This window comes from Nonomuraea sp. LPB2021202275-12-8 (assembly GCF_037044575.1).
Taxonomy (GTDB): domain Bacteria; phylum Actinomycetota; class Actinomycetes; order Streptosporangiales; family Streptosporangiaceae; genus Nonomuraea.
In genome coordinates this window covers 128,098-150,113 of record NZ_JBAHWD010000004.1, presented here as the reverse complement: position 1 = coordinate 150,113, position 22,016 = coordinate 128,098, and the positions used below count along the sequence as shown (strand labels likewise).

Below are 22,016 nucleotides of genomic sequence, written 5' to 3'. Positions count from 1 at the left end.
AGGCTGAACGAGCCGGACTCTTTGGAGGATCTCCCGTGCCATCGGTCGTGAAGATCAACGTGCTGACCGTGCCCGCCGACATGCGCGCCCAGCTGGAGGAGCGTTTCTCCAACCGGGCCGGGATGGTGGAGGCGGCCGACGGGTTCGAGTGGTTCGAGCTGCTGCGGCCGGTCGAGGGCACCGACCGCTATCTCGTCTACACCCGCTGGCGCAGCGAGGAGGACTTCCAGACCTGGCAGAAGGGCCAGGCGTTCCAGCGCGGGCACGCCCAGGCGGCGCAGGCGCAGGCGCAGGGGCAAGCGCAAGGGCACGGCCACGGGCAGGGCCCGGCCGCCTCCGGCTCCGAGGTGTGGTCCTTCGAGGTGGTCCAGAGCGCGGCGCCGAAGTCCTAGGCGTCCAGCGGGTTGCGGGCGATTCGCTCGGCGATCCCGCTGCTGACGAACCCTCCGGCCAGGCTCGACGGCTTGCGCGCGCCCTGATCGGCGACGCAGGCGGCGAACTCCTTGGCGATCTCCAGGCGCGGGTGGCGGCGCAGGACCTCCTCGCGCAACCCGGCCGGGATGTCCTCGGTGCGCCGCCCGGAGATGTCCATGCCGGTCGAGAGCTCCAGCAGGTGCCCCTCCGGGTCCTCCTCCAGCGGCACCTCGTCCCACATGTGGCGGATGATCACCTCCGCGGCGCGGACCCTGCGCTCGACCGGCCAGCCCGCGCCGGCGCAGAACGCCCAGGCGACATGCCCGCCCGCCTCTTCGAAGGGCACCGTGTGGCTGTCGAACTCCGCCGTCAGGCCGATGTCGTGCAGCATGGACGACACCCACAGCAGCTCCGCGTCGAACGCGATGTCCCGCTCCTGGGCGTAGGCCGCGGCCCATACGTACGCCCGGATGGAGTGGTTGAGCAGCGACGGCGAGTGATAGCGGGTGGCCACTTCGAGGGCGGTCCGGCAGACCGGCGTGTCGGGGAGCACAAGGTCGTCGTATCTCATGAGGACAGCATGTCCGACCCGGAAGACCGCGACGAGACCAGGGGCCGGAAACCGCGCCGCATCGAGCCGCTAACGATCTGGCGCCTGACTTGACCTTGGGATCAAGATTCGGACAGCATGTGCCGCCCCCATCTTTTCGGCCCGGAAGGAACCGGCGTGCGCCGCCTCGCGATCCCCCTTGCCCTAACGCTCCTCCTCAGCGGGATGGTGAGCCACGCGCAGGCTGATGACACCACGTCGGCTCCGGTCAAGCGCACGGCGCAGTGCCAGGGCGACTGGCTGCCCGGCACCCCGACCGCGGACGAGGTGATGCGCGGCGAGATCTCGCTGGTGGGCCTGCCCGCGGTCAAGCTCGGCAAGAAGATCAACTGGGCTGCGAGCCCGTACAAGAACCGTTCCTGGGAGTACGTCTTCCAGTCGCTGCGCTGGATGGGCACGCTCGTCGTCGCGTACGAGAACACCGGCGAGCAGCGCTTTCTGGATCGCGCCAAGGAGATCACCAAGGACTGGGCGGAGCACAACAGGCGCGGCGCCCGCGGCACCCAGTCCTACGTCTGGAAGGACCACCCGGTCTCGCTGCGGAGTCAGCCGCTGGTGTGTCTGAGCATGCACGTCAAGGACGACTGGCTCAAGCAGAGCCTCGCCGACCACGCCAAGCTCCTGTCGGACTCCAGGCTCTACAAGAAGGGCCACAATCACGGCATCGACCAGGACATCGCGCTCATGGCCATCGGCTGTCGCTACGGCCGCGCGGACTGGTCGGGTCTGGCCTCCAAGCGACTCACCGGCACGGTCAAGCTGGACGTCGACTCACAGGGCGCGCTCATGGAGCAGGCGCCGCGCTACGCCGTCTACGTCTACGGCAGGCTCCAGGTCGCCATGACCAACATGCGGGCGTGCGGCCGCAAGGTGCCGGGCGAGATCGGCAAGCGGGCTGAGGCCCTCAAGGACTTCATCGCGCACTCCACCCAGCCCAACGGCTACATGGTGCCCATCGGCGACGGCAGCGCGGAGACCGAGCCCAAGATGGACGCGGGCACGCCGAAGCAGAAGGTCAGGACGTACAAGGCCGGCTACGTCTACGGCCGGACCGACTGGGGCAAGCCGGACTCGGCCTACTACTCGATCCGCTTCGGCCCCGGCATGAAGTTCCACGGTCACGAGGACCACCTGGGCGTCACCTACTACGCGCAGGGCCGCGACATCCTGGTCGACGCCGGGTTCCACTCCTACGAGAAGAACTCCTACCGCTACTGGACGCTCTCCCCCGAGGCGCACAACGTCCCCACCGTCGTGGGCCAGAAGTTCCGCCCGCGCACGTCGAGCAAGCTCACCAAGTCCTCGTACGGCAAGGACAGCCAGTCGTTCCGCCTGACCGACAAGGCCTATGGCGTCTCCCGCACCAGGTCGGTGCTGGTGCACCACGGCGAGGACGTGATGGCGGTGCTCGACACCGCGTCCGGCGGCAAGAAGATCAGAAACCTGTGGCGGTTCGACGACTCGCTCAAGCTGGTGTCCAACCGCGCCGGCCGGGTCGTGCTCCGGGACGGCAAGTTCGACGTCACCCTGGTGCAGCTCGCCTCCTGCAAGCCGGTGGGCGGGCAGAAGGTGCGGCGCGGGGGTGAGCTCGGCTGGATGTCGCCGAACTACCTGTCGAAGGAGCCCACCAACGTGGTGGTCTCCCCCGCCGCCAAGTCGTTGCTGACGATCGTCGTCCCCGGCACCGACTCGCCCAAGGTGTCCTGCTCCGGCGGGAAGGTCACGGTCAACGGCGTGACCTTCCCCTCGGACCTGTTCTAGGGCTCAGCCGGGCTCATGGCCCGCACGGAGCAGGCCGTACGTCACGGCCTGCTCCAGCGCCTGCCAGGAGGCGTCGATGACGTTCTGGCCGACGCCGACCGTGGCCCAGTCGGAGCGGTCGTCGCTGGAGGTGATGAGCACGCGGGTGATGGCGCCGGTGCCGTGGGTGCCCTCCAGGATGCGCACCTTGTAGTCCACCAGCTCCACCCCGGCCAGCTCCGGGTAGAGCTTCTCCAGCGCCAGCCGCACCGCCCTGTCCAGGGCGTTGACCGGGCCGTTGCCCTCGCCGGTGGCGACGATCCGCTCGCCCTTGGCGTGCAGCTTGACCGTGGCCTCGCTGACGAGCTCGCCGCCCTTGGTGCGCTCGACGATCACGCGCCAGGACTCGACCTCGAAGTGACGCCTGCGCTCACCGTGGACGGTGTCACGCAGCAGCAGCTCGAACGAGGCGTCCGCGGCCTCGAACGTGAACCCCTTGGACTCCAGGTCCTTGACCCGCTCGACCAGGGTCCTGGTGTGGGCGGCGTCGAGTTCGTAGCCCAGCTCGCGCCCCTTGAGCTCGACCGACGCCCGGCCGGCCATGTCGGAGACCAGCATGCGCATGTCGTTGCCGACCTCGGCGGGGTCGATGTGCTGGTAGAGGTTGGGGTCGACCTTGATCGCGCTGGCGTGCAGCCCGGCCTTGTGCGCGAACGCCGAGTTGCCGACATAGGGGGCGTGCGAGTTGGGGGTGACGTTGGTGACCTCGGTGATCGCGTGCGCGATGCGGGTCATGTCGGCGAGCGCCTGCGGGGGCACCAGGTCGAAGCCGCGCTTGAGCTGCAGGTTGGCGACGACGGTGAAGAGGTTGGCGTTGCCGGAGCGCTCGCCGTAGCCGTTGGCGCAGCCCTGCACGTGAGTCGCGCCCGCCTTGACCGCGGCCAGCGTGTTGGCGACCGCGCAGCCGGTGTCGTCGTGGCAGTGGATGCCGACCCGGGCGCTGGTCTGGACGGCGTTGAAGACGATCTCGGCCAGCTCGTCGGGCAGCATGCCGCCGTTGGTGTCGCACAGGGCGATGACATCCGCGCCCGCTTCGGCGGCGGTGCGGATGACCTCCAGCGCGTAGGCTGGATTGGAGGTGTAGCCGTCGAAGAAGTGCTCGGCGTCGAGGAAGACTCGCTGCCCCTCCGCACGAAGGTGAGAGACCGTGTCGCGGATCATCGCGAGGTTCTCCTGGAGAGTCGTGCGGAGGGCCAGCTCCACGTGCCGGTCGTGACTCTTGGCGACAAGGGTCACGACCGGCGCGCCGGATTCGCGCAAGGCGGCCACCAACGGGTCGTCGGCTGCCTTCACGCCGGCTCGGCGGGTCGCACCGAACGCGGCGAGCTGCGCGTGCTTCAGGTCCAGCTCTGTTTGAGCCCGCCTGAAGAACTCTGTGTCCTTGGGGTTGGCGCCCGGCCAGCCCCCCTCGATGAAACCGACGCCCAGCCCGTCCAGGTGGCGCGCGACTGCGAGCTTGTCAGCGACGGTGAGGTTGAGCCCCTCCTGCTGTGCTCCGTCACGCAGCGTCGTGTCATAGACGTGGAAGCGGTCGTCGGCCATGGTTCTTCTTTCTTTTCGGAAAACAAAAAGACCCCTCACGGACGTGAGAGGTCTGCGCGCTGGCGGTGTCCCTGCGTTAGCCAGCGCGCCTGCCGATAATGAGCAGACCGTAGAACATGGTGCTTGCGAGTCTGCCACACTCATTCACCATCTGGCACATCGATCTCATCTTCTGGACAGTCCCTTGGTCATACCGTGACGCCCCCGCCGCCGGTGATGGCCTCTTCCAGCGCCGCCGGATCGAACGCCTCGTCGCCCAGCAGCCGACCGTCGAGCACGACGGTGGGCGTCCCCTCAAGGCTGACCTTCGCGCTCTCCGCCAGGTGCGCCTCGGCGTACGACTGCGAGGTCACGCACTCGTCGACCGCCGCCGCCCCCGCCTTCCTGGCCGCCGCGGCCAGCTCCGCCACGGTGAAGCCCGAGGCCAGACCGTGCGGCGCCGGCTGGATGGCGTACAGCTCGTTCCTGAAGGCCAGCCAGTTCGCCTCCGGCACGCACCGCGCGGCCGCGGCGGCGCGGACGGAGTTGGACCGCATCGGCTCGTCCCGGAAGATCGTCACCGGGTGGAAGACCACCTTGACCTTCCCTTCTCGTGCCAGGCGCTCGATCGTCGCGTCCACCCGTTCGTGCAGGTCCTTACAGACGGGGCAGTCGAAGTCCTCGTACAGTTCGAGCACGGGCGCCTGGCCGCCCTTGTCGGCCAGCACCATGGATCCGTCAGGCTGGCGCATCAGCCGGACCTCGCCCTGCGACGGGCGGCCGGGATCCGCGAACGTCACCACGGTGAGCACGGCCAGCGCCGCGCAGGCGACCACGACGGCCACCACTCTCTTCATCATTTATGACCCGCCCTTTGCCCATTTATCGCCGCGACCTTACCTGAACCAGCAACAACGGGCGTTATCCGGATATCTATGGACCGCGCGGCTTGTGTGACCACTGGACGGGCTGACACACAATGGCCTCATGAAGGCTTACGTGCTTGATCAGGCCGTGGCGCGCTACATTCTCGACCACTCCACCCACCCGGATCCACTGCTGGAGGAGCTCGCCGCGGAGACGGCGGCGGTCACCGGCGACGCCGCGGGCATGCAGATCTCCGCCGACCAGGGCACCTTCCTCACGATGATCACGCGGCTCGTCGCCCCGCGGGTGGCGGTCGAGGTGGGCACGTTCACCGGCTACTCCTCGCTGTGCATCGCCCGGGGGCTGTCGGGTGGCAGGCTGCACTGTTTCGACGTGAGCGAGGAGTGGACGTCCATCGCCCGGCGCTACTGGGACAAGGCGGGCGTGGCCGAGCGCGTCACGCTCACGCTCGGCCCGGCGCGCGACACCCTGAGCGCCTTCGACGAGCCCATCGACCTGGCCTTCCTGGACGCCGACAAGTCGGGCTACCCGGCCTACTACGAGCTGCTGATGAGCAGGATGCGGCCAGGCGGGCTGCTCATGGTGGACAACACCCTGTGGACCGGCTACGTGGCCGATCCGGCCCGGGACGACCCGGCGACGGTGCGGATGCGCGAGTTCAACGACCTGGTGATCGCGGATCCCCGTGTCACGGTCGTCATGCTGCCGATCGCGGACGGGCTCACCATGATCAGGAAGAACGAGGACACCTCGGCTTCGTCATGATCACGTACGAGTCCGCCGCGGCGCCCGGCAGGACGGCCGGATGATCGCTAGACGTCCAGCAGCCTGCCGGTGTCGATGAGGTGGTGCCACGGGTCGGGCAGGAGCAGCGGCGCTCCCACCGGTTCGGCGGTCTCCCTGGCGTAGCCGCCCGGACCGGGCTCGCTGTGCAGCTTGACGACCCGCTGGAACGGGTCGATCACCAGGTAGAGGGGGACGCCCGCGGGCGCGTAGCCCATCGGCTTCACGACATGGTCGTCATAGGCGTTGCCGGCGGCCACCACGTCGACGAGCAGCAGTGTGCTGTCACCGCGCACCGCCTCGTCCGACTCCATCACCGGGTTCTGCGGCACCACCGTGAGATCGGGCACGTAACGGTCGGCCTCGTCGCCGAGGAAGACCGTGATGTTCGGCCAGACCTCCCACCCGCGCTCGGCGACCACGGGCACGAGCTGGAAGAGCACCTGCGCGATGATCGTGTTGTGCTGCCAGGTGCCGGTGTCGTTCACCACGATGCGGCCGTTGACCAGCTCGATCCGGAGCTCCGGGAACAGCTCCCGGACCGTGCGGTAACGCTCTTCGACAGGCCTGATCATGCCACCGCCCTCGCCTGAGTGTGATCAGCTCATGGCCGAGCGTATTCTTCCCGCTCGGCCAAGTCCCTGAGAACGGCGAATCGGCATGGGAGGTTCCGTCGCACCCCTCGGACTGCGCCAGGATGTCTCAGGTGAACGTCGTCTCCAGCGCTCGTGCCCTGTCAGCCGCTGTGGCCCTGGGCGCCGTGCTGGGCCTTGCGGGCTGCGGCCCGCCGGCGGCCGACGCCCCACGCCCCACGCCGCCGATGCCGACGCCCCTGACCATCGACGAGCCGGTCGAGACCGAGCGGCCACGTGACTGCCCCCGCTCGGGCATGCTCCTGTCCGCCGGGGAGGCGAACGCCGCGATGGGGCTGCGGGTCCAGACCATGACGCTCACCAACTGCGGCAAGCGGAAGCGGCAGGTCAGCGGCTATCCGCGCGTTCGCCTCCTGGACGAGCAGGGCGACCCGGTGAAGGTGAAGATCGACCGCGGCGCGCGGCGCATCACCACAGCCGTCAGGGACCCGGGAGCCAAGGCCCTGACCGTGCGCCCCGGCCGTTCGGTCCGCTTCGGCCTGGTGTGGCGCAACACCTACGAGGACACCACCCAGCTGCCCAAAACCGGGACCACCGTGGTCGTCGTCACCGGTCGCGCGGCCGAGCACCGCATCACCCTGGAAAGCCCCGTGGACCTGGGATCCACGAGCCATCTCGGGGTGACCGCCTGGGAGGCGGGCACCGGGCGGAGCCGACCCGATGCCCGGCCTCACTAGCCGATCTTGTGGACCCAGTTGTGGGCGTCGGGGCGGGCGCCGTACTGGATCCCGACCAGCTCTTCGCGCACGCGCATGGTCACCGGGCCCGGGGTGCCGTCGGCGACGGTCCAGGCGCGGTCGGCGCCCTTGACCTTGCCGACCGGGGTGACGACCGCCGCCGTGCCGCAGGCGAACACCTCCGTGAGCTCGCCCGACTCGCATCCGGCCTGCCACTCGTCGGTCGTGATGAGGCGCTCCTCCGCCTCCAGGCCCAGGTCGGCGGCCAGGGAGAGGATGGAGTCCCGGGTGATGCCGGGCAGCAGGGTCCCGGTCAGGGCGGGGGTGACGAGCTTGTTCCCGAAGACGAAGAACAGGTTCATCCCGCCCATCTCCTCCACGTAGCGGTGCTCGTGGGCGTCGAGCCAGACCACCTGGTCACACCCGTGCGCGACGGCCTCGCGCTGGGCGACGAAGGCTGCGGCGTAGTTGCCGCCGCACTTGGCGGCACCGGTGCCACCGGGGGCGGCGCGGGTGTAGTCGGTGGAGAGCCAGACCGAGACGGGCTTGATGCCGCCGGTGAAGTAGGAGGCCGCGGGTGAGGCGATGACCAGATACTTGTACGTCTTCGACGGGTAGTTCACACCGAGGCCCACCTGGGTGGCGATGATGAACGGCCGCAGATAGAGGCTGTGGCCCTCGGTGGTCGGCACCCACTCCTGGTCGGTCCGGACGAGGAGCTCGAGCGACTCGACGAAGGTCTCCTCGGGCAGCTCGGGCATGGCCATGCGGACCGCCGAGCGATTGAACCGGGCGGCGTTGGCATAGGGCCGGAAGGTCACGATGGAGCCGCCGACCTGCCGGTATGCCTTGAGCCCTTCGAAGAGCTCCTGGGCGTAGTGGAAGACCGAGGTGGCCGGGTCGAGCGTGAGCGGCCCGTACGGCTGGAGCCGGGCGTCGTGCCAGCCCTGGCCCTCGGTGTAGTCGATCGAGATCATGTGATCGGTGAAGGTCTGCCCGAATCCCGGATTCGCCAATACCTGCTCGCGCTCGGCCGCGGTGCGAGCGTGGTCGGATAGCTGCACGTCGAAGCTTAGCTTCTGAGCGATGGTCATGACGAGGGTCCTTCTCTCTGCGATGTCGGGCCGGTACTGCCGTGAGGGCGGTCCGTACTTCCTATTGTCTCGCTATTTGGGATGGCAAGGGACTGATGGGGTGGTTTCGCCCTTCAAACACGCAAAAGCGCCTGGCGGGTCCTCGTCGGACCGCCAGGCGCTTGCTGAGCTGGGCGGCCCTAGCTCGATACTCGCGCGGTGATGTCGTCGCCGATCTCCTGGGTGGTGCGGCCGGCCCATCCGGCCAGGCGCTCGACGATGTCGTCGGCGACGGCCTGCTCCACCTTGGCCGCCTCGGCGGCCAGGCCGAGGTGGTCGAGCAGCATGGCGACCGACAGGATGGTGGCGGTCGGGTCGGCCTTGCCCTGCCCGGCGATGTCGGGAGCGCTGCCGTGCACCGGCTCGAACATGCTGGGCGTGGTGCGCTCGGGGTTGATGTTGCCGCTGGCGGCCAGGCCGATGCCCCCGGCGATGGCCGCTCCCAGATCGGTGATGATGTCACCGAAGAGGTTGTCGGTGACGACGACGTCGAACCTCTCGGGCTGGGACACGAAGAACATCGAGGCGGCGTCGATGTGGCTGTAGTCGGTGGTGACCTCGGGGTATTCCTCGGCCACGCGGTCGACGGTGCGCTGCCAGAGGTCTCCGGCGAAGGTCAGCACGTTGGTCTTGTGGACCAGGGTCAGCTTCTTGCGGGGGCGCGACATCGCCTTGTCGAAGGCGTAGCGCACCACGCGCTCGACACCGTAGGCGGTGTTGAGCGACTCCTGGGTGGCGATCTCGTGCGGGGTGCCACGGCGCATGGTGCCACCGGTGCCGGCGTAGAGACCCTCGGTGCCCTCGCGGATGACGACCATGTCGATGTCCTCGGCCGGGGTGTCGGCGAGGGGCGTCTCCACGCCGGGGAAGAGCTTGACCGGGCGCAGGTTGACGTAGTGGTCGAACTCGAAGCGGATGCGCAGCAGCAGGTCGCGCTCCAGGATTCCCGGCGGCACGCTGGGGTCGCCGACGGCGCCGAGCAGGATCGCGTCATAGCCGCGCAGCTCCTGCAGCACGGCGTCGGGCAGCGTCTCGCCGGTGCGGTGGTATCGGGCGGCGCCCAGGTCGTAACGGGTGGCCTCGATCTTGGTCCCGACCGCATCGAGGACCTTCAGCCCCTCGGCCACGACCTCGGTGCCGATGCCGTCACCGGGGATGACTGCCAGACGAATGTTGCGCGACTCCATGGGCGTACCTTACCGGCTCGTCTCGGCTGACGAACACATGATCTCACGGGCCGGACATTTTACCTTTGTCCTATTTGCGGGGATTTGACCGTTTCGTTAGAGTTCCCCCAGCCTAATCCACACAGCACTGTGTGGAGCCGGGGACCCACCCCAACCTGGGGCGAATCGGCATCAACGCCGTAGGGCGCCTTCCAAGCCCGAGCCCGTCAGCTAACCCGGCCGGCCGTATGGAAGGACAGTCCCCTGTCTCGCATCGCCATTCTCCTCGCCACCACGGGTCTCGTACTCGCCGCCGCCCAACTGCCGGCGAGCGCGGACCCTGCGGACACCCCCGAAACCCCCCAAACCGCTGAAACCCCCCGCACCGCCGAAACCCCCCAGGCCGCCGAAATCCCCCACGCGGCCGAAACCCCCAAGAGCGTCACCCTCACCGCCGCCCAGGTCGAGAAGATCCGCAAGCGCAGCCGCCCCCAGCCCGCCTGGAAGGCCGCCCTGTCCTTCGCCATGGACAAGCGCGGCATCCCGTACGTCTGGGGCGGGACGAGCGAGCGCGGCTACGACTGCTCCGGCCTCATGCTCAGGGCGTACGAAAGCGCCGGCGTGAAGCTGCCGCGCACGGCCGCCCAGCAGTACTCGGCCTTCGGCAGGAAGATCGCCTGGGACGACCTCAAGCCCGGCGACCTGGTCTTCTTCAGCGGCCTCGGCCACGTCGGCATGATCTCCAAACCGGGCCACATGGTCCACGCCCCGCACAGCGGCGACGTCGTCAAGGAGGAACGCCTGTCCGCCTGGCGCCGCGACGCCTTCGTGGGCGCGGTACGGCCCGACCCCAAGGGCGTGCGCCAGGCCTCGAAGCCCGCCTTGATCCCGGCCATGCCCACCGCAAGCACCCTGTGACACGTAGCGTGTGAGGCATGGCAGCCGAGAAGGTGCATCTCACCAAGGAGAAGGCGACTCTCCTGGCCACCCTGTACGGCAGGGCCCTGGACGCGCGGTCACCGGAGCCGATCCTGGGCGACGACATGGCCGTCCAGGCGATCGAGCGGATCGACCACGACTTCACTGAGACGGGCATCACCCGCCGCAGCGCCGCCTCGGTGGCGTTCCGGGCCCGGTTCATGGACGAGTGGGCGACCGGCTTCCTCGCCGCGCATCCGGACGCGGTGGTGCTGCACCTGGGCTGCGGCCTGGACACCCGCGTCCACCGGCTGGACCCGCCGCCCACCGTCGACTGGTACGACGTGGACTACCCGGACGTCGTGGAGCTGCGCCGGCGCCTGTTCCCGCAGCGGCCCGGCTACACGATGATCGGCTCGTCGGTCACCGACCTGGCCTGGCTGGACCAGGTGCCGGGCGACGGCAGGCAGGTGCTGGTGATCGCCGAGGGGCTGTTCTACTACCTCGACGAGGCGGGTGGCCGGGAGCTCGTCCGGCGGATCGTGGACCGGTTCGCCGGCGGGCAGCTCGTGTTCGACGCCCTGAGCAGGCTCGGGCTCAGGCTGCAGGTGCTCAACACGCCGGTGCGCAGGGCGAAGGCCAGGATGCACTGGGCCGTCGACGGCCCCGAGCACCTGCTGTCGATCCATCCGAAGCTGCGCTGCGTGACCATGCTGAGCGCGCTCGACCTGACCGGACCCGGGTTGCCGCCGGGTTTCCGCGCGGCGGCTCGCCTGATGAAGCTGGTGCCCGGGATGGCCCGGGCAGCGGCCTTCTACCGGCTGGAGTTCTGAGGGACGCCGCCGTTGTCGCGGCGGTCCAGCGCCGTCTGCAGCGCCTGGGCCGCCTCGTCCTCGTGCTCGTCGGCGCCGTTCCAGGAATACATCTCGTACATGGGACTCAGCTCATTTCGCGAGGCGTCGGGAAGGTGAAGTCGGATCCCGGTCGCGAATCCGACCGGGCCTGATCTCGGGGTCCGGATCACGGACCGCACGAAGGGACTTACCGGCCGACGGCTCGCCGCTCACCGCGACGGGTCGCCGACCTGCCCTAACAGGCCCCGCCGCGGCAGGTAATAAGTACGAGAACCTGGCGCATCGTTCGCCAGACTACCTGGCGGTAGCCGGGCTGTCTCGTTGGATGTCCTACTATCTCGCATTCTGAGACAGCGAAAGGGTCGCCGCCGGAGGCATCCGGAGGCGGCCCTTCGAAGCGGACTTTCCGAGGAGTCAGTCCTCGAGGTCGACCGAGCGGCCGCTCTCGGCGCCGATCTCCGAGCCGATCTGCTCCAGCACCTCGGCCGGGATCGCGGAGTCGACGGTCAGCGCGATGAGCGCCTTGCCGCCCTTGACGTCGCGGGCCACCTGCATGGAGGCGATGTTGATGCCCTGCTCACCAAGAATCCGGCCCACCACGCCGACGACGCCGGGGCGGTCGGTGTAGGTGAAGAACGACAGGTGCGCGGTCGGCTCGATCTCCATCTCGTAGCCGTTGACCTCGACGATCTTGGTGATCTGCCGGGGGCCGGAGAGCGTGCCGGACACCGAGACCTGGCGGCCGTCGGCCAGCACGCCGCGCACGGTGATGACGTTGCGCCAGTCGGGGCTGTCAGAGCTGGTGATCAGGTCGACGCTGACACCACGGTCCTTGGCGAGCAGCGGCGCGTTCACGTAGGTGACGGAGTCCTCCACCACGTCGGTGAAGACGCCCTTGAGCGCGGCCAGCTCCAGCACCCGCACGTCCTTGGAGGCGATCTCACCGCGCACCTCGACGTCGAGCTTGGTGGCCACCTCGCCGGCCAGCGCGGTGAAGACCCGGCCCAGCTTCTCGGCCAGCGGCAGGCCGGGCTTGACGTCCTCGGCGACGGCGCCGCCCTGGACGTTGACGGCGTCGGGCACGAACTCGCCCGCCAGCGCCAGCTTCACGCTCCTGGCGACCTGGGTGCCGGCCTTCTCCTGGGCCTCGTGCGTGGAGGCGCCGAGGTGCGGGGTGGCGACGACCTGGTCCAGCTCGAACAGCGGGCTGTCGGTGCAGGGCTCCTTGCTGAACACGTCGAGGCCGGCGCCGGCGACGCGGCCCTCCTTGATCGCGGAGTAGAGGGCGGACTCGTCCACGATGCCGCCGCGGGCCACGTTGATGATCCGCACCGAGGGCTTGACCTCGTGCAGCTCCTTGTCGCCGATGAGCCCGAGCGTCTCCTTGGACTTGGGCAGGTGCACGGTGATGAAGTCGGCCTGCTTGAGCACCTCTTCGAGGCTGAGCAGCTTGACGCCCATCTGCGCGGCGCGGGCCGGCGGCAGGTAGGGGTCGTAGGCGATCAGCTCGACGCCGAACGGCTGCAGCCGCTGGGCCACGAGCTGGCCGATCTTGCCGAGGCCGAGGATGCCGACGACCTTCTCGTCGAGCTCGACACCGGTGTACTTGGACCGCTTCCACTCGCCGTTCTTCAGCGCGGCGTGGGCCTGCGCGGTGTTGCGGGCGCTGGCCAGGATGAGCGCGATGGTCTGCTCGGCGGCGCTGGTGATGTTGGACGTCGGGGCGTTGACCACCATGACGCCTGCCTTGGTGGCCGCCTCGACGTCCACGTTGTCGAGGCCGACACCGGCGCGGGCGACCACGCGCAGCTTGGGCGCGGCGGCGACGGCCTCGGCGTCGACCTGCGTGGCGGAGCGGACGATCAGCGCGTCCACGTCGGCGAGTGCGGGCAGCAGCTGGGAACGGTCGGCGCCGTCGGTGTGGCGGACCTCGAAATCGGCGCCGAGCACGGCGAGGCCGGCCTCGGACAGCTCCTCTGCGACCAGTACGACGGGCTTGTTCACGGGTGTGAATCCTTCGAGCGTGCGACGGGCGTGAGGGACACGTCGACGGGCCCCTCGGATCCCACAGAGTCTATCCACGCTTGTGAACGCATTCACGAAGGACTCAGCATCTGAGACGCTCCCCGGCGCCTCGCCGTACCCCGCTCGCGGCAAACTCATCCACACTGCTCCCGTCTTTGTCTTGATCGGGAGATTTATTCGCCATTAGCCTGATAAGCCGTGGCCAACTACCTATGGTTCGTCATATGAGCATCGGGAATCCTGCGCTTGCCGACGTGCTCGCCCAGCATGGTGGTCCGCACCGCTTGCTGGCGGCTCTCGCTGACGGTGGAGTCCTGGTGGCCGTGCGACCAGACCGATCAGTCGTCCTGGGGACGACACAGGCCGGTGACCGAGTGCTCCTCGGGTACACCAGCGCGGTGACGTATGCCCGTCACCGGGGCAGCCATTCGCTGTCGGCCTGCGACCCCGACACCGTCCTGGACATCCAGCGCGTCACCGGCGTGCGGGAGATCGTGATCGATGCCGCGGGTCCCGCCGCGGCCGCCGTGCCCATCGAGGACCTCCAGCGTTTCCTCACCTCCACCCGTACGGGCCCGACACCGGTCATGTCCGGGGCCGTCCCCGCCGCCTACGCGACGGGGGCGATGGCCACGATCTCGCGGGGAGGCGCGCTCGCCCAGGTGGCGCCGCCGTCCCCCGAGTCGCCGCCGATGCCCTGGATCCCGGCGCCGCGCCCGCACCTGTCAGGTCCCATGCAGCAGGTGGACCCCGGTTACCGGCGGTGCGCGCATCCGATACTGCCCGCGCTGCGGCAGGCGATCGCGCAGTTGCTCATGGACTTCCCGCTGGTGCACCACGTGTGGATCTCCGAGGCGCGCACGGCCTCGGGCGCGCCGGGGATCATGCTGCACGTGAAAGTGCACATGTCGGCGGCCGAGGACGTGGTCCGTGACCTGCACCGGGGGGTTCGCGCCAGGCTGCCGCAGTTCGCGGCGAGCGGCGCGCCGATCCTCATGGCCAGGGTGGCGGACTCGCGCAGCGAGCGCCGGATGATCGAGATCGGCGCGCACGTGGTCTGCGCCAACGTCAGCGATTGACGCACTCCGCGGTGGGGCCCGGGAAACTGGGCCTTACCGAACAAGCCCTCGCTCGGCTTGAATGGGGCTCATGATCGCACCGGCCGCGACCGCGGTGTCCAAGGGCGTGCGCCTCGGCTACGGCGTGGGGTCGTTCTGCACCGCGACCTTCGGCGCCGTGCCCGGCCTGCTGCTGCTCTACTACATGACGAACTTCCTGGCCGTGCCCGCGTGGCTGGCCGGCGTGGTGGTGACGGCGCCGAAGGTCTGGGACCTCGTGATCAACCCGCTGGTGGGCCGCTGGTCGGACCGGACGGCCTCGCGCCTCGGGCCCCGGCGGCCGTGGATGCTGGCCGGGGCCTGCACCCTGCCGATCGCCTTCTACCTGGTCTTCGCCGGCCCGCCGCTGACCGGCACCCCGGCCGCCCTGTACGTGGGCGCCTGCTTCCTGGCGGCGGCCACGGCCTATGCCCTCTTCGAGGTGCCGTACAAGACGATGCCCGCCGAGATGACCGGCGACTACCACGAGCGGACGTCACTGTTGCAGTGGCGGATGGTCTTCGTGGGCGCGGCCACTGCCATCAGCGGCATCGCGGCCCCGGCCATCGTCAACAGCCAGGGCGGCAACGGCACCCTGGACAGCTACCGGCTGATGGCCGTGGCGATCGCGATCGTGCTGGCGGCGTCCATGTTCGGCGCCTTCTTCGGCACGGCCCGCGCTCCCATGACCGGCGCCCCGCAGGCCGACGGCGGCGGCCTGCGGGCCCAGTTCGCCGCGGCCAGAGGCAATCCGGCGTTCGTCTGGCTGCTGGTGCTGAGCTGCACGCAGCAGCTCGCGGTGGCCATGATGCTGGCGGCCGCGCCGTTCTTCGCCGCCTACACGATCGGCGACCCCAAGGCCACCACCACGCTGTTCGCCGCCCTGGTGGGACCGATGCTGCTGACCATGCCGCTCTGGACGCGGCTGGCCAGGCGCTTCGACAAGCGCGGGGCGATGATCCTCGCGGCGCTCATGTTCGGCTGCGGCACCCTGGCGGCCGTGCTCACGCCGCTGTTCGGCGGTCTGTACGCGCACGTGATGATCCTGCTCGTGGGCACCGGGATCGCCGGGGTCACGCTGCTGCAGTTCTCCATGCTGGCCGACGTGATCGCGATGGACGCCGAGACGACCGGCAAGCGGCGGGCCGGGGTGTTCACCGGGCTGTGGACGGCCATCGAGAGCGGGGTCAGCGCCTTCGGCGCGCTGATCTTCGGCACCATCCTGTCGATCGGCGGGTTCATCTCCTCCGAGCCCGGCCGGCCGGTGGCGCAGCCGGACAGCGCGCTGACCGCGGTCCTCATCGGGCAGACCGCGATCCCCGCGCTGATCATCCTGCTCTCGGCGGTGATGACGCTGAAGTACCGGCTGACCGACCCTAGGCGAGCCGTCGCGCCGGTGGTCCCGGACGCGTCCGGGTGACCACCCCTGCCACCAGCGCCGCAAGCACCGGCAGGCCCAGCACGATCGCGGCCGTGAACAGCCACGGGACGGCGACGGTGGCGAGGGCGGAGGTTCCGTCCGGGAAACCGGCGAATCTGGTCAGCGGCACGCTCGCCGCGACTCCCATGACGGCGCCCGCGACGGCGCCGACCGAGGTGCCGAGCCCGGCGACGTATCCGGCCTGAGCCGCCACGATGAGCCTGCGGACGCGCGGCGGCGCGCCGACCGCCGACACGGTGTCGAGGTCCCGCCGCATGTCGGCGGCCGCGAGCCCGGTGGCGGCGAAGGTGCCGCCGAGACCCAGGACCAGCGCGACGCCGAGCAGGATCCAGAACTGCGCGGTGGGCGGGTCGTCGGGGCCGTTCTCCACCTGGACGTCCGCCTTGCCGGTGGGCAGGCTGAGCTGCCGCTCCAGTCTCGGGCGATCGGCCGGCCGGTGCGCCGCGTACAGGCGCCACTCCTTGAGTTGGAGCCCCGCCCCGGTCAGGGCCTGGGGCGGCAGCACGGCACCGCCCAGCAGCGGGTCGGCCGCGCCGGCCCACACCGCAGGGATGCGGAGCTCCTGCGTCTTCGGCATCAAGGCCCCTGACAGGTTGACGGTCAGCATGCCGTCCTTCGCCAGCCGCCGGTCGAACACGACCGCCTTGCCCCGCGCCAGAGCCGCGGCTGCCTGGGGGTCGGCCCGTCCCTGGTGAAGAGCGAGCAGCCGGGCATCACCGATCGGCAGGTCGACGAGCATGCCGCACTGGCTGTCGCAGCCGTCCGGCACCACCAGGGTGATGACCGGTTCGCCGTCGCCGGTGACCACCTGCTGCCCCGGGATCAGCGGGACGCCGGGCAGCGCCTTCGCGGCGGCGGCCCGCAGGTCGGCCCAGCCGCTGTCGCCGGTCCGCGCGGCGCTGAGGGTGAGGGTGCCCCTGGGGGCGTTCATCCGGTAGCTCTCCAGGTGCGCGGTGAACTGGCTCTCGGCCCCGATGCCGAGGGTGATCGCGCCCATGCTGGCGGCCATGACGGCGGCCGCCGCGCAGGCCGTACGGACCCGATGGCGGGAGGCGTCGCGCACGGCCAACCGGAGCGGGAGCGGCAGCCGGGTGGCGAGCCGGCCACCGGCCTGGACCAGCCACGGCATGACAGCGACCAGCCCGAGGACGACCGCCACCCCACCGACGATGATCGTAGACTCTTCGCTGCCCGAGCCGAGAGCCCGCAGGTGGGGCATGGTCAGGCCGAGCACCGTCAGGCCGAGTCCGGTCACGACCAGCAGGAAACCGAGGACCGGACGGCCCGCGCGGCGGCGCGTCCCCCCTTCGTCCTCCCGCCCGGCCAGCACCCGCGCGGGGTTCTGCCGGGCGGCCTGGACCGCGGGGATCAGGGCCGCGATCAGCGCGCTGACCAGGCCCAGCGCGGCGACGCCGAGCACCTGGAGCCAGGGCACCTCCGGCGGGCCGAGCGAACCCGTCCAGCGCGCCACGACGGGCGTGACCACCAGCGCGCCGCCGGTGCCGAGCGCCGCGCCGAGCACCGCCGCCATGCCGCCCAGCACGAGGCCGTCGGCCAGCACGATCGCCCGCAGGTGCCCGGCCGAGCCGCCCTGCGCCGCGACCATGGCCAGCTCCCCGCGCCTGCGCCGCAGCCCCACGGCGAAGGCGGGACCGGCCAGCAGGGTCGTCTCCAGGGCGACGAGCACGACGACCGCGGCGATGGCGATCAGTGCCTGCGCCGGGTAGGGCCGGTCGAATCCGGCCCCCTGCGGTGGGTCGGCCAGCACCGCCCGGGAGGTGGCGTAGAGCCCGACGCGGTTCAGCCGCCGCACGTCCTCCCACCGGACCGGCGCGGGGGTGTCGACCAGCCAACCGGTGCCGTGCCCGTCGCGCTTGTCCAGGAGCAGCACGTCGCGCAGACCCACGACCTCCTTGTGCCTGCCGTTGTACGGATGCTCGACCACGCCCACCACCCGGACCGGACGGTCCTGGGGGGTCACGCTGATCGTCGCGCCGAGCCGGACATCGTCTCCGAGCATCGCGGACGTCACCGCCACCTCGCCGGGCGAGGCGGGGAAGCGGCCCTGGACCAGGTCGCGGATCCCGCGGGTCATCGGGTCGCGCAGGTCCAGCTCCACCGCGCTCACCACGTCATAGCGCTCGGGACGGCGGACCTCGACGCTGCCGACGTCGTAGGGGACGATCCGGCCGGGGATCAGCGCGGTCACCTCGGCCGCCGTCCTCGGTTCCCGGGAACGGGGGGACGAGCCGTCGAACGACCAGCCCAAGTTCTCGGGGCTCTGGACGATGGGCCCGCGGAACTCGCTGGTCCTGATGCTGACGTCGGCCGCTCCGAGTGTGGCGGTCATCCCCTCGCGCTCGGTCACGTCGGCCGTGGCGAAGCCGGTGAGCAGCCCGGTGATGACCAGCACGGGCAGGCCGACCATGGCCATGACGAGGGCGCTGCGCCCCTTGGCGCGCAGCGCGTCCCGGCGCGAGATCCGCAGCGCGGCGAAGATCGCCGTCATCGGGCGCTCTCCAGCCGCACCGCCGTGGCGTCGGCGACCCGGCCGTCCCGCAGGTAGACCACCCGGTCGGCCCAGGCCGCGTAGCGCGGCTCGTGGGTCACCAGCAGCACCGCCGCGCCCGCGTCGCAGCGCTCGCGCAGCAGCCGCAGGATCTCGTCCCCGGTCGCCGTGTCGAGCGCGCCCGTCGGCTCGTCGGCCAGCAGCAGGCGCCGCTCGCCGACCAGCGCGCGGGCGATCGCCACGCGCTGACGCTGCCCCCCGGACAGCTGGCCGGGGAAGCGGTCGGCGGCCTGGCCCGCGCCCACCTCCTCCAGCACGGCCCGCGCCTGCTCCCGAGCCGGTCCGGCGCGCACGCCGTCGAGCTCCCTGGGCAGCATGACGTTCTCGGCGGCCGTCAGTGACGGGATGAGGTTCAGGTCCTGGAAGACGTAGCCCACACTGCGCCGCCTGAGCGCGGCCAGGTCCTTGACGGCCGCCAGGTCCCGCCCCTCGATCGTCACGCTGCCCGACGTTGGCCGGTCGAGGCCGCCCGCCAGGTTGAGCAGGGTGGACTTGCCGGAGCCCGAAGGGCCCATCACCGCCACCAGCTCGCCGCACGAGACCTCTAAGCTCACGCCCCTGAGCGCGTGCACCTCGCCGTGCACCCGCGTCACGTCCAGCAGCCTCACCACAGTCATGCGCTCTTCTCCTTGAGAACGGCCTCGCAGTGGTCCAGCCAGCGCTGTTCCGCCTCGGCCTTGAAAATCATCGAATCCATGACGAGCCGCTGCGCGACTCCCCCGGCGGTCCGCTTGGTCCTGGTCAGCTCCTGCAGGGTGCGCATGGTGGCCATGCGCTGGGCCAGGATCACCGCCGTCACGTCCACGTCGTCGGCCGCCACGGCCATGGCGAGCTTGATGACCAGCTCGTCACGCGGCCGGGCGGCCTGGTCGACCGGGGTGGCGAACCATCGCTCCAGCTCCCGCAGGCCGTCCTCGGTGATCGCGTAGACAGCCCGGCCCTGGTCGTCCGCGCCGCCCGGCGCGACCAGGCCGTCCCGCTCCATGCGGGACAGCGTCGTGTAGACCTGGCCGATGTTGAGCGGCCAGGTCGCCCCCGTCGACGCCTCGAACTCCACCCGCAACTGATAGCCGTAGCGCGGCCCTCTGCTCAGCAATGCGAGCAGTCCGTGTCTGATCGACATGGATACTGAGTATGCATACTCGGTATGCCCGCCGCAACAGATCCGCGTAATCTGGACACGGAACGCTCTCCAGGCCGATACTCGGGAGATGAGCTCGACGCATCCGCCGTTCCGCGCCTCCGACGGCGAGCGTGACCGCGCGATCCACGAGCTCCGTGACCGCGCGGTCGAGGGACGGATCTCCCACGACACCTTCGTGGGCCGCGTCGACCAGGCGCTGCGAGCCCGCAACCAGCAGGAGCTCGACGCGCTCGTCGCCGACCTGCCGCGCCGCCCCACGTTCCGCCGGCGGGTGACCGGCATGCTGACCGGCATCGTCTCCGCGGCGTCCGGCTTCAGCACCAACCTGCAGGCCGCCTGGCGCAAGCCCCGGCTGCCCCGGCTGGCCCTGCCCGACGACGAGCGCATGCGCTACGTGGTCGGCCGCGGGTCGGCCTGCGACCTGGTGCTGGCCGATCTGACGGTCTCGCGGGTCCACGCCGAGCTGCGGCGCGACGACGGCGGCGGGTGGATGCTGGTCGACCTGGGCTCGCTCAACGGCACCCGGCTCAACGGCTGGCGGCTGGTCGGGCCGGCCAGGGTCAGGTCGGGTGACGAGGTCTCCTTCGGCGACTGCGGTTTCCTGGTGAGCTCGGACCTGCCGTCGAGCTGACGGCCATGCGGAGACCGGACCGGGCGGGCGCCGTACCGAAAGATACGGATATTTGCGGATTACACGACGTCTGCGCTGATCGATGATCCCAGGGCGAGACCCCCCAGCCCTTTGGAGACCCCCATGCGGCGCACCTCAGCATCCCTCGTCGCGGGCGCGCTCGTCGCGGCCCTCGCGTGGGCGTCCGGCCCCTCCTCCCCCGCGATCGCGCTCGAACCCGCACCCGGCCTGGCCGACCTGGCCCAGGACCTCAACCAGATCCTCGGCGACTCCCGGCTGACCATCGCCCGGGCGGGCGTGGTGGTCAAGAGCGCCGCCAACGGCGAGGAGCTGTACGCGACCGACGCCGGCAAGCTCATGCTCCCGGCGTCCAACACCAAGCTCTTCACCGCCTCGGCGGCGGCCGAGACGCTCGGCCTCGACTACCGCTTCGCCACCAGCGTGCTGCACGGCGGCCGCAAGGTCGGCTCCGTGCTCACCGGCGACCTGGTCCTGCGCGGCACCGGCGATCCGACGATGCTGGCCGAGGACTACGACGCGCTGGCCGCCAAGGTGGCCGGCGCGGGCGTCAAGGTGGTCACCGGCAAGCTGGTCGCCGACGACACCTGGTTCGACGCCGTACGGCTCGGCCAGGACTGGGCCTGGGACGACGAGACGGCCTACTACGCGGCGCCGATCTCCGCCCTGACCGCCTCCCCCGACCGGGACTACGACGCCGGCTCGGTGATCGTCTCGGTCGCGGCCGACGGCGACAAGGTCAAGGTGTCGACCACGCCCGAGACCGACTACCTCAAGATCGTGAACCGGGCCACCGTCGGCACGTCGAACAACGTGCTGATCGAGCGGCAGCACGGCACCCGGACGGTGGTGATCAGCGGCACCGTGGCCTCCCCGTACTCCGAGTGGGTGGCCGTGGACGACCCCACCGCCTACGCCGCCTCGCTGTTCCGCAAGGCGCTGGTCAAGCACGGCGTGAAGGTGCTCGGCCCGACCGCGGCCGGCGCGGCTCCCAAGGACGCCAAGGAGCTGGCCTCCCGCGAGTCGATGCCGCTGAGCGAGCTGCTGGTGCCGTTCATGAAGCTCAGCAACAACATCCACGCCGAGATCCTCGTCAAGGCCATGGGCCGCAAGGTCGCGGGCCAGGGCACCTGGGCGGCCGGCCTCAAGGTGAGCACCGACTTCGCCAAGGCCAACGGCGTGCAGGTGCTGAACATGCGCGACGGCTCCGGCCTGTCTCGCCGTGACGGCTTCACGCCCGCCTCGATCGCGCAGCTCCTGACCGCCGTGCGTGCCAAGCCGTGGTTCCAGACCTGGTACGACTCCCTGCCGATCGCCGGCAACCCGGACCGCTTCGTGGGCGGCACGCTGCGCAGCCGGATGCGCGACACCCCCGCGGCGAACAACGTGCGCGCCAAGACGGGCTCGCTGACCGGCGTCACGGCGCTGTCGGGCTACGTCACCAGCGCCGACGGGGAGCCGCTGGTCTTCTCCATCATGCTCAACCAGTATCTGTCGGGCTCGCCCAAGGACATCGAGGACAAGATCGCGATCCGCCTGGCCCAGTTCACGCGGGCGGCCGCGGTGGACGCCGCCACCCAGCTCCGCGCCACCACCGAGCAGGCGGGCGACCTGGAGTGCTCCTGGCTCAAGCCGGCGCAGTGCTAGGACGTCACTGACCGACGGGCGCACCGC

At 70.3% G+C, this 22,016-nt stretch carries 20 protein-coding genes and 1 riboswitch; of the genes, 10 read left to right on the top strand and 10 right to left on the bottom strand.

All coding sequences use genetic code 11. The features are described 5' to 3' along the window. Nucleotides 1–35: 35 nt before the first annotated feature. The gene (locus V5E28_RS09210; protein ID WP_336206006.1) at nucleotides 36–392 is read left to right on the top strand and encodes an antibiotic biosynthesis monooxygenase family protein; all 357 of its coding nucleotides are present in this window, start codon (nucleotides 36–38) and stop codon (nucleotides 390–392) included. On the opposite strand, the gene V5E28_RS09205 is transcribed toward V5E28_RS09210, so the two are convergent. Next, nucleotides 389–985, bottom strand: a complete 597-nt coding sequence (locus V5E28_RS09205) for an HD domain-containing protein (protein WP_336206005.1) — start codon at nucleotides 983–985, stop codon at nucleotides 389–391. The genes V5E28_RS09210 and V5E28_RS09205 overlap by 4 nt on opposite strands. 156 nt (nucleotides 986–1,141) lie before the next feature. On the opposite strand from V5E28_RS09205, the gene V5E28_RS09200 reads away from it, so the two are divergent. After that, the gene (locus tag V5E28_RS09200) at nucleotides 1,142–2,785 is read left to right on the top strand and encodes a heparinase II/III family protein (protein ID WP_336206004.1); all 1,644 of its coding nucleotides are present in this window, start codon (nucleotides 1,142–1,144) and stop codon (nucleotides 2,783–2,785) included. 3 nt (nucleotides 2,786–2,788) lie between these two features. Here the strand turns inward: V5E28_RS09200 and cimA are convergent, their stop codons facing one another. Next, nucleotides 2,789–4,366, bottom strand: a complete 1,578-nt coding sequence (gene cimA / locus V5E28_RS09195; RefSeq protein ID WP_336206003.1) for a citramalate synthase — start codon at nucleotides 4,364–4,366, stop codon at nucleotides 2,789–2,791. Between the two features lie 188 nt (nucleotides 4,367–4,554). Beyond that, the gene (locus tag V5E28_RS09190) at nucleotides 4,555–5,205 is read right to left on the bottom strand and encodes a DsbA family protein (protein WP_336206002.1); all 651 of its coding nucleotides are present in this window, start codon (nucleotides 5,203–5,205) and stop codon (nucleotides 4,555–4,557) included. Nucleotides 5,206–5,332: 127 nt separating this feature from the next. Between V5E28_RS09190 and V5E28_RS09185 the strand changes: the two genes are divergently transcribed. Then, on the top strand, nucleotides 5,333–5,998 hold the full coding sequence (locus tag V5E28_RS09185) for an O-methyltransferase (RefSeq protein WP_336206001.1): 666 nt from the start codon (nucleotides 5,333–5,335) through the stop codon (nucleotides 5,996–5,998). 47 nt (nucleotides 5,999–6,045) lie between these two features. On the opposite strand, the gene V5E28_RS09180 is transcribed toward V5E28_RS09185, so the two are convergent. After that, a complete protein-coding gene (locus tag V5E28_RS09180; RefSeq protein WP_336206000.1) occupies nucleotides 6,046–6,591 on the bottom strand; it encodes a Uma2 family endonuclease in 546 nt (181 codons plus the stop codon). Between the two features lie 131 nt (nucleotides 6,592–6,722). Here V5E28_RS09180 and V5E28_RS09175 point away from each other — a divergent pair, with 131 nt between their 5' ends. After that, nucleotides 6,723–7,346: a DUF4232 domain-containing protein gene (locus V5E28_RS09175; RefSeq protein WP_336205999.1), complete on the top strand. Its 624-nt coding sequence runs from the start codon at nucleotides 6,723–6,725 to the stop codon at nucleotides 7,344–7,346. On the opposite strand, the gene V5E28_RS09170 is transcribed toward V5E28_RS09175, so the two are convergent. Together V5E28_RS09170 and V5E28_RS09165 are read right to left on the bottom strand one after the other, a co-directional pair. Further along, entirely contained in the window at nucleotides 7,343–8,440 is a 1,098-nt protein-coding gene (locus V5E28_RS09170) for a branched-chain amino acid aminotransferase (protein WP_336205998.1), read from the bottom strand. The genes V5E28_RS09175 and V5E28_RS09170 overlap by 4 nt on opposite strands. A gap of 179 nt (nucleotides 8,441–8,619) precedes the next feature. After that, complete coding sequence (locus tag V5E28_RS09165) at nucleotides 8,620–9,666, bottom strand: 3-isopropylmalate dehydrogenase (RefSeq protein WP_336205997.1); 1,047 nt, start codon at nucleotides 9,664–9,666, stop codon at nucleotides 8,620–8,622. A gap of 99 nt (nucleotides 9,667–9,765) precedes the next feature. Further along, nucleotides 9,766–9,906: riboswitch (cyclic di-AMP (ydaO/yuaA leader) on the top strand. Nucleotides 9,907–10,170: 264 nt separating this feature from the next. Here V5E28_RS09165 and V5E28_RS09160 point away from each other — a divergent pair. Both V5E28_RS09160 and V5E28_RS09155 read left to right on the top strand, forming a co-directional pair. Next, nucleotides 10,171–10,563, top strand: coding sequence for a C40 family peptidase (locus V5E28_RS09160; protein ID WP_336205996.1), 393 nt, complete (start codon nucleotides 10,171–10,173; stop codon nucleotides 10,561–10,563). A gap of 17 nt (nucleotides 10,564–10,580) precedes the next feature. After that, nucleotides 10,581–11,396 (top strand): class I SAM-dependent methyltransferase, encoded by an 816-nt coding sequence (locus V5E28_RS09155; RefSeq protein WP_336205995.1) that lies wholly within the window; start codon nucleotides 10,581–10,583, stop codon nucleotides 11,394–11,396. A 435-nt stretch (nucleotides 11,397–11,831) separates the two neighbouring features. On the opposite strand, the gene serA is transcribed toward V5E28_RS09155, so the two are convergent. Continuing rightward, complete coding sequence (gene serA / locus V5E28_RS09150) at nucleotides 11,832–13,421, bottom strand: phosphoglycerate dehydrogenase (protein ID WP_336205994.1); 1,590 nt, start codon at nucleotides 13,419–13,421, stop codon at nucleotides 11,832–11,834. A gap of 245 nt (nucleotides 13,422–13,666) precedes the next feature. On the opposite strand from serA, the gene V5E28_RS09145 reads away from it, so the two are divergent. Continuing rightward, the gene (locus V5E28_RS09145) at nucleotides 13,667–14,521 is read left to right on the top strand and encodes a hypothetical protein (RefSeq protein WP_336205993.1); all 855 of its coding nucleotides are present in this window, start codon (nucleotides 13,667–13,669) and stop codon (nucleotides 14,519–14,521) included. Nucleotides 14,522–14,591: 70 nt separating this feature from the next. After that, nucleotides 14,592–15,959, top strand: a complete 1,368-nt coding sequence (locus V5E28_RS09140; protein ID WP_336205992.1) for an MFS transporter — start codon at nucleotides 14,592–14,594, stop codon at nucleotides 15,957–15,959. Here V5E28_RS09140 and V5E28_RS09135 read toward each other — a convergent pair. Genes V5E28_RS09135 through V5E28_RS09125 form a run of 3 tightly spaced genes read right to left on the bottom strand, consistent with a single transcriptional unit; the run spans nucleotide 15,916 to nucleotide 19,672 of the window. Continuing rightward, nucleotides 15,916–18,489, bottom strand: a complete 2,574-nt coding sequence (locus V5E28_RS09135; RefSeq protein WP_336205991.1) for an FtsX-like permease family protein — start codon at nucleotides 18,487–18,489, stop codon at nucleotides 15,916–15,918. The two genes, V5E28_RS09140 and V5E28_RS09135, sit on opposite strands and share 44 nt — an antisense overlap. After that, nucleotides 18,486–19,166, bottom strand: a complete 681-nt coding sequence (locus tag V5E28_RS09130; RefSeq protein WP_336205990.1) for an ABC transporter ATP-binding protein — start codon at nucleotides 19,164–19,166, stop codon at nucleotides 18,486–18,488. Before V5E28_RS09130 ends, V5E28_RS09135 begins: the two co-directional genes overlap by 4 nt. Then, the gene (locus V5E28_RS09125) at nucleotides 19,163–19,672 is read right to left on the bottom strand and encodes a PadR family transcriptional regulator (RefSeq protein ID WP_336205989.1); all 510 of its coding nucleotides are present in this window, start codon (nucleotides 19,670–19,672) and stop codon (nucleotides 19,163–19,165) included. The genes V5E28_RS09130 and V5E28_RS09125 overlap by 4 nt, the downstream gene beginning before the upstream one ends. 88 nt (nucleotides 19,673–19,760) lie before the next feature. Between V5E28_RS09125 and V5E28_RS09120 the strand changes: the two genes are divergently transcribed. Further along, complete coding sequence (locus tag V5E28_RS09120; protein WP_336205988.1) at nucleotides 19,761–20,324, top strand: DUF1707 and FHA domain-containing protein; 564 nt, start codon at nucleotides 19,761–19,763, stop codon at nucleotides 20,322–20,324. A 123-nt stretch (nucleotides 20,325–20,447) separates the two neighbouring features. Then, nucleotides 20,448–21,989 (top strand): D-alanyl-D-alanine carboxypeptidase/D-alanyl-D-alanine endopeptidase, encoded by a 1,542-nt coding sequence (gene dacB, locus V5E28_RS09115; RefSeq protein ID WP_336205987.1) that lies wholly within the window; start codon nucleotides 20,448–20,450, stop codon nucleotides 21,987–21,989. The last annotated feature ends 27 nt before the right edge of the window (nucleotides 21,990–22,016 follow it).